Origin of the sequence: Pseudomonas sp. Q11 (assembly GCF_024494355.1) — a bacterium.
In the GTDB taxonomy this organism is placed as follows: Bacteria; Pseudomonadota; Gammaproteobacteria; order Pseudomonadales; family Pseudomonadaceae; genus Aquipseudomonas; species Aquipseudomonas hefeiensis.
In genome coordinates this window covers 64,524-77,617 of record NZ_JAKNQY010000009.1, presented here as the reverse complement: position 1 = coordinate 77,617, position 13,094 = coordinate 64,524, and the positions used below count along the sequence as shown (strand labels likewise).

Genomic DNA, 13,094 nt, shown 5'->3' with positions numbered 1-13,094 from the left:
GGAGGGCGCTTTCAGGATTCAGGCCGACACCAGCTGACGATGAGCCTGACGCAGCAGTTGCTCGGTGGACGCCCAACCCAGGCAACCATCGGTCACCGATACGCCGTAACGCAGCGACGAGCCCAACGATTGGCAACCTTCGAACAGGTGGCTTTCCAGCATCATGCCGATGAGGGAGTGGTTACCTTGCAGGCGCTGTTCCAGGACGTCGTTGAACACCTGCGGCTGCCGCAACGGGTCTTTGCCGCTGTTGGCGTGGCTGCAATCCACCATGATCCGCGCCGGTATTTTCAGGCCGGTCAGGTCATTGTGTATCTGCGTGACGCTCTGGCGGTCATAGTTCGGCCCGCGATGGCCGCCGCGCAACACCAGATGAGTGTCGGGGTTGCCCTGGGTCTGGATGATCGCGGGATGCCCTTGGCTGTCGACGCCGAAATGCCGATGAGGATGGGCGGCCGAGCGCATGGCATCACAGGCGATGCCGACGCCGCCGTCCGTGCCGTTCTTGAAGCCGACCGGCATGCCCAGGCCGCTGGCCATTTCCCGGTGGATCTGCGATTCGGTGGTGCGCGCGCCGATGGCGACCCAGCTGAGCAGGTCATCGAAGTAGTTGGCGGCCATGGGTTGCAGCAGTTCGGTGGCCACAGGCAGGCCAAGCTGGAGCATTTCGCGCATCAGTTCCCGGGACAACGTCAGGCCGGCGGCCATGTCATCGCTGCCATCCAGGCCAGGGTCGTAAGCCAGGCCTTTCCAGCCTACCGTCGTGCGGGGTTTTTCCACGTAGGCGCGCATCACCAGCAGCATGCTGTCGCTCACTTCCTGGGCCACGCGAGCCAGGTTGGCAGCGTATTCGAGGGCCGATTTCGGGTCGTGGATGGAGCAAGGGCCAACAATGACCAGCAGGCGGGAGTCCTCACCGTCGAGGATGGCGCGGATTGCCTGGCGATGGGCATTGACCTGTTGGCTCAGCGCCGTGCTGAGGGGCAATTGTTGCTTGAGCTGCAATGAGCTGGGCAGACGCAGGGTCAGCGCTTCATTGGCGGGGTTGAGCGTGGACAGCGGCAAAGCAGAGACGGACGAATTCATGATCTGGTTTCCTGGGCGGGCAGCGGGTTCATTCCCGCGCGCCGGCCCTATTGGGGTGTTCGACAATTGGCCGTATTGGCCCGCAATTGAGGCTTGCCACCGGCAGGTGACCGATCGGAGGCGGCAGGCTGTCCCGAGCGGTGGCTGGTAAATCGCCAGGCGGAAAAACTGTCGTAACGGTAATAAGTGGCGTAGTTCATGGCTCAATCCTCAAGTTTGTCTGGTGTCGCAAAAATGTCTGGGGCTGAAAAAACAAAACCCCCGGTCGGGAGGCCGACCGGGGGTTAGAAAACTCTGGAAGGCGACCCGTTTAAATTGGGCGCCGGTTGGGTATCAGGCGCGCCAGTGGCTAAACCAATACCCAAAATAAAAGCTGACCGGAGTCTGAACACTGTTCGCCCAGGCAGCCGCGACCGAGCGCGGGGCGCTGGCGGTTTGAAGCGATGCGAGGGCGTTGAACATGGTCTGTCTCCGATGAATGGACCTAAGCTTACTAGAGCAGGGCGGGCCGGTTCAATCAGAAAATTCTATCGTGGGTATGTGATTGCTCATCCTGGCTTGAGTCCGGTGGGCTTTGTGAGAAACTTTGGGTTTGCATCTTCTTTCAACCTGGCTTTCGGTTTCAGCGAGTTTCGGTGCCCGACGGTTGTCGGGCCCAGTCGTATGGGTGACAACGCTTTGAAGAGGTACACATGAATTTCCAGTGGCGTGCTGCAGCCGCCGAGGACATCGCCTTTGCCCGGCAACTGACGTGCGTCAACATGCTTCCCTATTACTTGCACCATGATTTGTTATGGCAAGACGAAGCATTCGATCTGGCCTGGATCATTCGCCAGAACTGGATCATCTGCCGCGAGGGGCAAGCGTTGGGTTTTGTCAGCCTCAGTCGTGATGCCCGGGCGTTGTATATCCGGGAACTACAGATTGCCGAGGCGTTCCGGGGGCAGGGCGCCGGCACTTGGGCGATCGGTCAGGTTTGGGACATGGTGAAGCAGGAGCGTCGTCCGGCGCTGCGCCTGACGGTTTTCAAGAACAATCCGGCCAGAGTGCTCTACGAGCGCCTGGGGCTGCAGGTGGTCGGCGAGGATGAATGTTTCCTGCGGATGGAGCGGGAAGCCAGGCCTTGAGGCCTCGGATTGTGGGCCTGTGGAAGACGCGCTGTAACTTTTATATGTCCCTTTGCGCTAGGTCTGCCGGATGGTTTTTGCTAAGGTGTTGGGCAACCCAAATAAGACCAAATCGTGAGGTGTCTGCTTGATTAGGGTGTTAGTGGTCGACGACCATGATCTCGTCCGTACGGGCATTACACGAATGCTGGCTGATATCGACGGTCTGCAGGTGGTTGGTCAGGCTGAATCCGGGGAAGAGTCCCTGATCAAGGCGCGTGAACTGAAACCCGACGTGGTGCTGATGGACGTCAAGATGCCAGGCATCGGCGGTCTTGAAGCCACGCGTAAACTGCTGCGCAGCCACCCGGACATCAAGGTGGTCGCGGTGACTGTGTGTGAAGAAGATCCGTTCCCGACCCGGTTGTTGCAGGCAGGCGCTGCGGGCTACCTCACCAAGGGCGCTGGCTTGAACGAGATGGTCCAGGCCATTCGCCTGGTGTTTGCCGGTCAGCGTTACATCAGCCCGCAAATTGCCCAGCAACTGGCAATCAAGTCGTTCCAGCCGACCAATGAATCGCCCTTCGATGCGCTGTCGGAGCGGGAAATCCAGATTGCCCTGATGATTGTCGGTTGCCAAAAGGTGCAGATCATCTCCGATAAGCTGTGCTTGTCGCCTAAAACCGTCAACACCTACCGATACCGAATCTTCGAGAAGCTGTCGATCAGCAGCGATGTCGAGTTGACGTTGCTGGCGGTGCGCCACGGCATGGTCGATGCCAGCGCCTGATAATGACTGAACTGTTTGATCCAAGTGCTTTCCTGTCCACATGCAGCGGTCGCCCCGGCGTCTATCGCATGTTCGACAGCGATGCGCGCCTGCTTTACGTCGGCAAGGCCAAGAACCTCAAGAAGCGTCTGGCCAGCTACTTTCGTAAAACCGGCCTTGCGCCGAAGACCGCTGCCCTGGTGGGGCGCATCGCGCAAGTCGAAACCACCATCACCGCGAATGAAACCGAGGCCTTGCTGCTCGAGCAGACGCTGATCAAGGAATGGCGGCCGCCGTACAATATTCTGCTGCGTGACGATAAGTCCTACCCGTACGTGTTCCTGTCCGACGGGGCATTTCCGCGCCTGAGCATTCATCGGGGGGCCAAGAAGGCCAAAGGCCGGTATTTCGGTCCTTACCCCAGCGCCGGGGCGATCCGTGAAAGCCTGAGTCTGCTGCAAAAGACCTTCTTCGTTCGCCAATGTGAAGACAGCTATTACAAGAACCGTACCCGACCGTGCCTGCAATACCAGATCAAACGCTGCAAGGCACCCTGCGTCGGGTTCGTCGAACCCCAGGTCTACGCCGAAGACGTGCGGCACTCGGTGATGTTTCTTGAGGGGCGCAGCAATGCACTGACCGACGAATTGTCGGCGGCGATGGAGGACGCGGCGGTCAATCTCGAGTTCGAGCGGGCCGCCGAGCTGCGCGACCAGATCGGGCTGCTGCGCCGCGTGCAGGATCAGCAGAGCATGGAAGGTGGCAGCGGCGACGTTGACGTGATCGCCGCGTTCATCAACCCGGGCGGCGCCTGCGTTCACCTGATCAGCGTGCGCGGCGGTCGGGTGCTGGGCAGCAAGAACTTCTTCCCCCAGGTGGGTATCGAGGAAGACGTGGCCGAAGTCATGGCGGCGTTTTTGGGGCAGTACTACATCAGCAGCCCGGAACGCGACCTGCCTGCCGAGTTAATCGTCAATGTGGTCCACGAAGACTTCCCGACCCTGATCGAGGCCATTGACAAGCTTCGTGGTCGTGAACTGACCATCAGCCATCGGGTGCGTGGCACCCGGGCGCGCTGGCAGCAACTGGCCGTGACCAACGCCGAGCAGGCTCTGGGCGCGCGTTTGGCCAACCGCCAGCATGTGGCGGCACGGTTCGATGCCCTGGCTGACGTTCTTAACCTGGACGAGCCGCCGCAGCGGCTGGAGTGCTACGACATCAGTCATTCCAGTGGCGAAGCGACCGTGGCGTCTTGCGTCGTGTTTGGTCCGGAGGGCCCGATCAAGTCCGATTACCGGCGCTACAACATCGAAGGCGTTACCCCGGGCGATGACTATGCGGCGATGCATCAGGCGCTGATGCGCCGGTTCGGCAAGCTCAAGGACGGGGAGGGCAAGCTGCCGGACATCCTGCTGGTGGACGGCGGCAAAGGCCAGTTGTCCATGGCTCGCGACGTATTGAATGAGCTGATGGTCCCCGACCTGATCCTGCTGGGCGTGGCCAAGGGTGCAACCCGCAAGGCCGGCTTCGAGACCCTGTACCTGAACGATGCGGCCCATGAGTTCACCCTGAAGGGGGATTCGCCGGCGCTGCACCTGATCCAGCAGATCCGTGACGAAGCTCACCGTTTTGCCATCACCGGACACCGCGCCCGCCGGGGCAAGACCCGCCGCACATCGACGCTGGAAGGTGTGGCAGGGGTCGGCCCGACGCGACGTCGCGATCTATTGAAACATTTTGGTGGATTGCAGGAGCTGTCTCGTGCCAGCATCGAAGAGATAGCCAAAGCTCCCGGTATCAGTAAAAAGCTCGCTGAGTCGATTTATGCAAGCCTGCATAGCGAGTAGAATGCCCGTCAACCTCGCAGCCAGTTGTGCCGATGAATATCCCAAATCTGATTACCGTACTCCGCGTCCTGCTCATCCCGATCTTCATTTTGCTGTTCTATTTGCCGTACCACTGGAGCTATGTGGCCTCCGCCTCGGTCTTTGCCTTCGCCGCCGCCACCGACTGGCTGGATGGCTACCTGGCCCGACGCCTGGAGCAGAGCACGCCTTTCGGCGCCTTCCTGGACCCTGTGGCCGACAAGCTGATGGTCGCGGTCGCCCTGGTACTGCTGGTGCAGGAACACGCCAACCTCTGGCTGACCCTGCCGGCGGCGGTGATCATCGGCCGCGAAATCGTCGTATCGGCACTGCGCGAATGGATGGCCGAACTGGGCGCCCGGGCCCAGGTAGCGGTATCGAACCTGGGCAAATGGAAAACCGCCGCGCAAATGCTGGCGCTGGTGATCCTGCTGGGCAACCCGGCCAACTTCAATTTCTGGGTGCTGTTGGGCTATGCACTGCTGCTGATCTCCGCAGGCCTGACATTGTGGTCGATGGTTCAGTACCTGCGCGCCGCCTGGCCGCATCTGCGCACTGACGTAGACCCGAAATAAAAGTTTTTTGAATCAAAGGGTTGACGGCGTAATCTGAGTCTATAGAATGCGCCACACCAAGACGCGGGAATAGCTCAGTTGGTAGAGCACGACCTTGCCAAGGTCGGGGTCGCGAGTTCGAGTCTCGTTTCCCGCTCCAAGATTCACAAAAAAGCCACTCAGATGAGTGGCTTTTTTGTGCCTGAGAATTGCCCCCATTCATATCGCCAGACTGTGACTGAACCATTTCTGCCACGGAGCATGGGCTGTATCAGTATTCTCATGAACTACCGGTGCAGCGCTGTCGCCGCAGCCGTCACACCCTGCGCAGCGAGGACAAGATCTGCTGCTCGTTCGCCGATGACGACGCACGGCGCCATCGTGTTGCCAACGGTAATTCGCGGCATGATCGAGGCATCAGCGATGCGCAGTTTATCGATGCCGTATACGCGCAGTTGATGGTCGACCACCGACATCGTATCTCGGCCCATTTTCGCGGTGCAGGACTGGTGCCAGTAAGTCACGGCCGAGCGGCGGATGAACTGCTCCATAGCGCGATGTTCTTTTGGCCCGGGCACAACTTCGCGTTTGACCAGCCCGTTGAAGGCTTCGCTGTTACCGAGCGCCCTGCACAGGTCGATCGACGCATACGCCGCTGCCATATCCTCGGGCGCGCTCAGTGAGTTCGGCTCAATGAGTGGGGCATCCAGTGGCCCGGCACCCGACAGGCGCACGCGTCCTCGACTGGCAGGCCTGGCCAGCCCTGCGAACATTGTCCAGCCATGTTGTGGCGGCTCAATCGCGACCTCAGGCGGAGAGGGTACCGCAAACGCCAGCTGACACTGCAACAGGTCCGGGACATCCAGGCGACTGTCGCTTTTCCAGTACAACGTGGTTTCACACCCGCTGCCACCGACTGCCTGGGGTTGCAGGTACTCCCATGTGCAGCCAAAGGCGAGGTGATCCTGAAGATTCTCGCCTACGCCAGGAAGGTGATTGATCGGGACGATGCCGTGACGTCGCAGTTCATCTTCCGGGCCGATCCCCGATTGCATGAGCACCTTGGGTGTTTGCACCGCGCCCATGGACAGGATGACCTCGGCTGCGGCATAGAAGCACTGACGTTCGCCTGCGATCACCACTTCGACACCGATAGCCCGTGTACCGACAAGCAATACGCGGGTCACCAATGCCCCTGGCAGAACCGTCAAGTTCGGATAGTGCGACCGTGGCCGGAGGTAGGAGTCGTAAACGGATTCGCGCTTGCCCTGGTTAATGCGCAGGTCGGTAATAGCGACCCCGCCCGGGCCTTCCATCATCTCGCCATTGGGACTGTCGAATGTGGGGATACCCAGACGGCTGGCCGCCTCCAGCGTTGCCCACGCGAGGGGTTGAGGCGTGGCCGGTTGTTCGACATGCACGGGGCCACCTGAGCCACGCCGAGTGGCATCAGGGCTGCCTTGCCAGTTTTCGATCCTGCGGTAGTAATTGAGTACCGAATCGTAGCCCCACGCCGGGTCGCCGGACTCGGCAGCGAAATGGTCCCAATCGGAGCGGTGCCCGCGCGACCAGACCATCACATTGATGCTGGAGCCACCGCCGAGTCCCTTACCCATGTTCAGGGATAGCCGTCGGCCATTGAGGTGTGGGTTGGGTTGCCCCTCGAATGCCCAGTCGCGCGTTGAACCGAGGTTCATCGGCCATTGCGCCGGTTCAGTAACCTCGGGGCCCGAGTACCCCTCGCCAGCTTCAATCAGCAAGACGCGTGCGCTTTCCTGGTCGGCAAGACGGGCAGCGACCACGCAGCCCGCCGTACCTGCACCGCACACGATGAAGTCATAGTGTTGATCACGCAGATGATTCATGCAGGACGCTCCGTATCGATGCAGTAATTGAGTTTGCGGTTATCAGTGGTGTCATTTCCCTGCGATCACTGCTTGCCAACGCTCTGCACTGCCTTAAGAATCACGGCGGCGACCTCGGTTGGCTGCGACTGCTGGGGAACATGGCTGGTGTGCACCTCTGCAAGGGTGGCACCGATACGCTTGGCGGCAGAGCGCTGGACGTCGGGGTGGATCATCCGGTCTTCTGTGGCGAGCAGATACCAGGACGGTTTGGCCTTCCAGGACGACACGGTCGTTTTATCTTCGAAGGCAGATGCCTTGATGGGACCTTGCGTGGCGGTCATGACGGCGGTCTGCACTGCCGGGAGATCCTGGGCGAAGTCCTTGGCCATGCCTTCCGGCGTCAAATAGAGGAAACCGTTGCCGTCTGCCTTGATCTGACTGATGCCAGGGGGCGTGGGCGCGCCTTTACCTTGTTCGCCGCTGGTTTGCCCGGCCTCTGGCGCGAAGGCGGCGACATACACCAGCGCGCTGACCTTCGGGTCGCTACCGGCCTCGGTAATCACGGTGCCGCCCCAAGAGTGCCCGACTAAAACCACCTTGCCCTGCTGGTTGTTCAAGGCGCGGCGCGTCGCGGCAACATCGTCGGCAAGCGAGGTGAGCGGGTTTTGCACAACCGTAACGGCCACCCCTTGGGCTTGGAGCAGTGGCACCACTTTGGCCCAATCGGAGCCGTCGGCGAACGCGCCGTGTACGATCACCACGGAGGGCGTTGTATCCTGCGCGTGACTGGCGCTTGCGATAAAGGTACCGGCCAGGGCAAAGGCGACGGTAGCGATTTTCGATTTGAATGTTTTCATTGGATGAGCTCCTGTTCGGGAGTTCAAATTCTGCTGACTGGCCTGCGATGTGGGCATCGGTCAATTATCCGACCCCGGGACATTTTTCATGGATAGTGAGTTGCAACTGGACATCTCCCTGGGCGGGGCACTGGCGACGATCGCCCAGGTCGGTGACCTCAGCATGGGACAACCACTCGGTCATTCCCGGCGCGTTGCCGCACTGGCGCGGATGCTTGCGCAGGCCCGGCACGGCGACGGTGAGCACCTGAGGGTAGCGGAACAGGTTGCCTTGCTGCGCTGGTCCGGTTGCACCGCCAATGCCGAAGGCTTTGCGGATCTGCTGGGCGACGACGTCGATGGCCGCCGCGCGATGCTCGATTTGACGCTGGGCAATGAGCAAATGAACGCGGTGCATCAGGCAACCCCGCTTGCCGTCGTGCACTGTGAGGTGTCTGGAGCCATCGCCAAAACCCTCCAGCTCGGTGCCGCCGTCGAGGCGGGCTTGTGTCGCGTGTTCGAAACCTACGACGGCACTGGCCGGCCGCTGGGCCTGACCCATGAGCACATTCCGGAGGTCGCCTATCAGGTAGTACTTGCCGGCGATCTGGATATTCTCAGTCGTGCACACGGCCTGGACGCGGCGCTACGCTGGATCAGGGAGCAGTCGGATCGGCGCTATCCCGCGTCGCTGGTATCGTTGCTTCTGGAGAACGCAAAGGACTGGCTGGCGGATCTGGAAACGCTTTCGAAAACGGTTGACCACGGGCATGAGCAGCGTTGCGTCTCACTGACGTTGGTGGGGGACATAATCGACTTGAAGCTCCCGTGGTTGGCAGGGCATTCGCGGCAGGTCGCGCATGTCGCCGTGGAAGCTGCACGCCTGTGGGGGCTGCGTGAACCGACTTTGACAGACATTGGCAAGTCCGCCCTCATCTATGGTCTCGGCCGGGCAGCCGTTTCGAACCACCTTTGGAATACCGCAGGAACGCTGCCATACGGCGCTGCGGAGCGAGTGCACCTAGTCCCTTACTGGACGCAACAGGCGCTTAGACCTATCACTGAACTGGCTGTGCCCGCAGAGATTGCAGCTCATGCCTATGAACGGCTCAACGGCAGTGGCTATTTTCGAGGCGTAGCGGGTGATGCGCTGTGTGCCGAGCATCGCCTGTTTGCCACATCGGTAGCCTGGGTCGCGCTACGGGAGGCCAGGCCATGGCGATCGGCCCACGGCGAAGCGGATGCAGCCAGGCTGCTCAAACAGGATGCTGGCAATGGCTTGTTCGACAACGATGTTTGCGAAGCAGTCATTGCCGCCGCAGGTGGCGAGCGTCGGGTGCGTCAACCGAAGGCTTCGTTACTCACGACTCGCGAGTGCCGCATCCTGCTGGAGATCAGCCGTGGCGCCAGCAACAAGCAGGTGGCGCGGCTGCTGGATATCAGTCCGAGCACGGTTCGCACGCACATGGAAAGCATCTTTCGCAAACTGGAATGCTCGACCCGGGCAGCCGCTACCTTGAAGGGACTGACACTGGGATTGATTGCCTGAGCCAGGTCGGGTTGGCCTGAATCAGGCGAGCGCGTCCTGACCGGCTTGACTGGCGCGTGCCAGGTCGATGAAGGCCTTGGCTGCGGCGCTGGGGTTGCGGCGGTTTGGGTAGTACAGGCACAACTTGTCTCTGGGCGGTGTCCAGTCCTCGAGAGTCCGTACGAACTGTCCGGTGCGGATTTCGTCGTGAACGTCCTGCTCCATGAAAAAGCCGAGCCCCATGCCTTCCTGCACCGCCACCTTGACCACGCTGGATTCATCCAGCGTAAGCGGCCCGCTCACATCGAGACGAGTCACTTCTCCGTCCCGCTCGAAATGCCACGGGAAAATCGCCCCATTCGGTAGTCGAACGCGGATGCATCGATGCTGGAGCAGCTCGGATGGCGTTCGCGGTTTGCCGTGTTTTTCGAAGTACGCCGGCGAACCGACCACAGCGTAGCGTTGCGGCTGGCCGAGAGGGATCACAATCGCGTCGTTTGGAACGAGGCTCGCTGAGCGCACGCCGAAATCGAAGCCGTCAGCCACGATATCCACCAGACGGCCTTCGGTGACGAGGTCGATGTGTACTTTCGGATGCTGCTGCAGGAACTCCAACACCAGCGGCAGGAGCGCCGATCGGGCAGCGCTGGCGAACGCATTGATACGCAGCGTACCCGAGGGCCCGACGTTATGCGATCGCACTGCATCGAGTGCAGCACGCAGATCCTGCAAGGCTGGCCCCACCTGCTCCAGAAATATCCTGCCCGCTTCGGTGATGGCCACGCTACGGGTCGTGCGATTGAACAGCCGCGATTCGAGGCGGGCTTCCAGTTGCGCAATGGTGTTGCTCAATGCGGTGGTGGAGACGTCGAGATCGATAGCGGCTTGCCGAAACGAACCCCTGCGTGCGACCGCTATAACAGCGTCCAGCTCACTGAGGCCTAAACGATCTTGTGCCATGGATTGTCCTGAATTTCGGGATTGGTCATAAAGGTTTGTCCCAGTTGAACAAACTATCCATCAGGCAGCAAGATCGCTCCAGGACATCCATCCAGGAGATCGGCAAATGACCCTCCAGCTTCCCGACGTCGTGCAGACGTACTTTGCAATCAGCAATGGTGGCGATACAGCGCAACTTGCGAGCTGCTTGCGCTCTGACGCCACGGTTTACGATGAAAGAAAAACGTACGAAGGAACGGCTGCCATCGAAGCCTGGCAACAGGAGGCACGCAGAGCCTTCATCTATCAGGTCCAACCACTGCAAGCCCTGCAAGGGCAGGGCAGACTGACTGTCGTTGCGCGCCTTGTAGGGAATTTTCCCGGTAGCCCGGTTCAACTGAGTCACGTCTTCACACTGGAAGGCGGTCGAATCCGTTCCCTGGAGATCACGCCATGCTGAATCTAGGTTTGACTGGCAAGCGGGTCCTCGTCACCGGTGGCACCAAAGGCATTGGCAAGGCTGTCGTCGAGTTGTTACTGGCCGAGGGTGCGAAGGTCATTACCTCGGCCAGGCAGGTGGACGTGGAAATGCCGGGCGCTCTTCTGATTGCGGCTGATCTTTCGACCCGGGAAGGTTGTGACGTACTGATCGCCGCGATCCAACAGCAGCTGGGTGGCGTGGACATCATGATCCACGTCCTGGGTGGTTCGTCGGCACCCGGCGGCGGTTTTGCTGCGCTGGACGAGGAACAGTGGCAACGAGAGCTCAGCCTGAACCTGTTGCCGGCGGTGCGCCTCGATCGCGCCTTGCTCCCGGGGATGCTGGAGCGCAAGGACGGGGTCGTCATCCACGTCACCTCCATCCAGAGTCGGCTGCCACTGCCGGAAGCTACAACAGCTTACGCGGCAGCCAAGGCCGCGCTTTCGACGTACAGCAAAAGTTTATCGAAAGAGGTTTCACCCAGAGGCATCCGCGTGGTTCGGGTTTCGCCGGGCTGGGTTGAAACCGAAGCATCGGTCGCGTTGGCCGAGCGACTCGCGCAGGAGGCAGGTACTGATTATCAAGGTGGCAAAGAGATCATCATGAAAGCACTTGGGGGGATCCCGCTCGGCCGCCCATCAACGCCTTGCGAAGTTGCTGACCTGATCGGTTTCCTGGCTTCGCCGCGAGCGGCATCTATCACGGGAAGTGAGTTTGTGATCGACGGCGGAACAGTACCAACGGTTTAGCCGTGACGTAGATCCGACAGGCATAAGCAGGAAGGTCGCGTGAATTACCCCGGTAGATCTGCTCGTTTGCCACTGTGCTACCGAGCGTCGAGGGGGGACGAGATGAATGTGCAGAAGTCAGCTGAAGCCGTCGTAAGTGGCAGTTAACCACGCCATCAAAGGTCGAGCAGGTTGTACCGCCAGCCCATCAGCTTTGGGAATTCTCCGATGTCACAATCTGCAGCGGAATATGGACCCGGTGACGCGCAGGATCGAACGGCTGCGCAGTCTGCAATTCCACCAATAGATGCACCAGCGCCGTTGCAGTCTGACGCGGCTGAGAGTCGATCACCACGTCGACCAAACCCTGGGCCAGGGCTTGGCGTGACAGCTCGGTGGACTCCTGCAAAATGCAGCACAGCGTCGGGCGCTTGGGCAGTTGCGCCAACGCGTTGATGATCCCGTCGCCACCGCCGCCTACCACGCATAACCCGCGCAAATCGTTATGCCGAACCAGCAGGTCGAGGGTTGCTTCTTCGGTGATGTCGCAGTTATCCAGATTGATCAGCGGCTCCAGCGGGCGCAATCCAGGTGCGTGTTCGGCCAAGTAGCTGTGCAAACCTTCGACCCGCTCCTGGTGGCCAAGAAAGCGATGGCCACCGAGCAGAATGCCGATGCTGCCTTTGCGCGCGCCACAGGTGCGGGCCAGCAGCCACCCCATCGTGCGCCCGACTACCTGATTGTCCTGGCCGACATAGGGCTCGGCCGCCGCCTCATGAATGCCCGACAGTAGTGCCACCACGGGCACTCCGGCCTCGCGAATCTGGGCAAGGGCGGCGTTGATCAGCGGGTGGGCGAAGCTGACCACCGCCAGGCCGTCGCATTGCACCGCTAACTGTTCGATCTGGGCAATGATGGCGCTGGGGGTGCGATCAAAAACGTATTCGAATTGGCAGGTCAGGTTGGCCCCGGCCTGGCGCTGCGCGGCCTCGGTGATGGCTTGGGCCAGGTTGGCGTAGAACGCCTGGGCGGTGCCCAGCAGCAGGATGCCGAAACGGTACGTGGGGCGGCGTTCGAGAATGCGTTGGCCGATCAGCCGCGCGGCAAAATAACCCACGGCTTCGGCGGCCTGGAGCACCTGTTCGGCAGTGGCTGGATTAACCGGGGCGCGAGCGTTGAGCACGCGGTCGACGGTGGCGACACTTAAGCCTGCGTGTTCGGCGACCGTGGCGATGGTGGGGCGTTTATTGTTATTCATGATGAACCTTCAAAGCGTCTTGATAGAAAACTATCAAGCCCCGCAGGAGCTGGATGATAGCTTGATAGGGAATGTATTCAAGACCTTGAGGGGGCCT

At 60.6% G+C, this 13,094-nt stretch carries 12 protein-coding genes and 1 tRNA gene; 8 read left to right on the top strand and 5 right to left on the bottom strand.

Translation table 11 applies throughout. From position 1 onward, the window contains the following. Positions 1-18: 18 nt before the first annotated feature. Positions 19-1,086, bottom strand: coding sequence for a 3-deoxy-7-phosphoheptulonate synthase (locus tag MA884_RS11925; RefSeq protein WP_256230721.1), 1,068 nt, complete (start codon positions 1,084-1,086; stop codon positions 19-21). Between the two features lie 692 nt (positions 1,087-1,778). Between MA884_RS11925 and MA884_RS11920 the strand changes: the two genes are divergently transcribed. The 5 genes from MA884_RS11920 to MA884_RS11900 all read left to right on the top strand — a co-directional run bounded on the left by MA884_RS11920 (position 1,779) and on the right by MA884_RS11900 (position 5,540). After that, positions 1,779-2,213, top strand: a complete 435-nt coding sequence (locus tag MA884_RS11920) for an N-acetyltransferase (protein WP_256230720.1) — start codon at positions 1,779-1,781, stop codon at positions 2,211-2,213. 127 nt (positions 2,214-2,340) lie between these two features. Next, entirely contained in the window at positions 2,341-2,982 is a 642-nt protein-coding gene (uvrY, locus tag MA884_RS11915; RefSeq protein WP_024781217.1) for a UvrY/SirA/GacA family response regulator transcription factor, read from the top strand. Between the two features lie 2 nt (positions 2,983-2,984). Beyond that, on the top strand, positions 2,985-4,808 hold the full coding sequence (uvrC, locus tag MA884_RS11910; RefSeq protein ID WP_256230719.1) for an excinuclease ABC subunit UvrC: 1,824 nt from the start codon (positions 2,985-2,987) through the stop codon (positions 4,806-4,808). Positions 4,809-4,840: 32 nt separating this feature from the next. Next, positions 4,841-5,401: a CDP-diacylglycerol--glycerol-3-phosphate 3-phosphatidyltransferase gene (gene pgsA / locus MA884_RS11905; RefSeq protein ID WP_256230718.1), complete on the top strand. Its 561-nt coding sequence runs from the start codon at positions 4,841-4,843 to the stop codon at positions 5,399-5,401. 63 nt (positions 5,402-5,464) lie between these two features. Then, positions 5,465-5,540, top strand: a tRNA-Gly gene (locus MA884_RS11900). A 127-nt stretch (positions 5,541-5,667) separates the two neighbouring features. Here the strand turns inward: MA884_RS11900 and MA884_RS11895 are convergent. Continuing rightward, positions 5,668-7,245, bottom strand: coding sequence for a GMC family oxidoreductase (locus tag MA884_RS11895; RefSeq protein WP_256230717.1), 1,578 nt, complete (start codon positions 7,243-7,245; stop codon positions 5,668-5,670). A 65-nt stretch (positions 7,246-7,310) separates the two neighbouring features. Continuing rightward, positions 7,311-8,084: an alpha/beta fold hydrolase gene (locus MA884_RS11890; RefSeq protein ID WP_256230716.1), complete on the bottom strand. Its 774-nt coding sequence runs from the start codon at positions 8,082-8,084 to the stop codon at positions 7,311-7,313. An 88-nt stretch (positions 8,085-8,172) separates the two neighbouring features. Between MA884_RS11890 and MA884_RS11885 the strand changes: the two genes are divergently transcribed. Further along, positions 8,173-9,612, top strand: coding sequence for an HD domain-containing phosphohydrolase (locus tag MA884_RS11885; RefSeq protein WP_256230715.1), 1,440 nt, complete (start codon positions 8,173-8,175; stop codon positions 9,610-9,612). A 21-nt stretch (positions 9,613-9,633) separates the two neighbouring features. Here MA884_RS11885 and MA884_RS11880 read toward each other — a convergent pair whose 3' ends face one another. Beyond that, positions 9,634-10,551, bottom strand: a complete 918-nt coding sequence (locus MA884_RS11880) for a LysR family transcriptional regulator (protein ID WP_256230714.1) — start codon at positions 10,549-10,551, stop codon at positions 9,634-9,636. 106 nt (positions 10,552-10,657) lie between these two features. On the opposite strand from MA884_RS11880, the gene MA884_RS11875 reads away from it, so the two are divergent. Both MA884_RS11875 and MA884_RS11870 read left to right on the top strand, forming a co-directional pair. Next, a complete protein-coding gene (locus MA884_RS11875) occupies positions 10,658-10,990 on the top strand; it encodes a nuclear transport factor 2 family protein (RefSeq protein ID WP_256230712.1) in 333 nt (110 codons plus the stop codon). Next, on the top strand, positions 10,984-11,760 hold the full coding sequence (locus MA884_RS11870; RefSeq protein WP_256230710.1) for an SDR family oxidoreductase: 777 nt from the start codon (positions 10,984-10,986) through the stop codon (positions 11,758-11,760). Before MA884_RS11875 ends, MA884_RS11870 begins: the two co-directional genes overlap by 7 nt. A gap of 187 nt (positions 11,761-11,947) precedes the next feature. Here the strand turns inward: MA884_RS11870 and MA884_RS11865 are convergent, their stop codons facing one another. Beyond that, positions 11,948-12,997, bottom strand: a complete 1,050-nt coding sequence (locus tag MA884_RS11865) for a LacI family DNA-binding transcriptional regulator (RefSeq protein ID WP_256230709.1) — start codon at positions 12,995-12,997, stop codon at positions 11,948-11,950. Positions 12,998-13,094 lie beyond the last annotated feature (97 nt).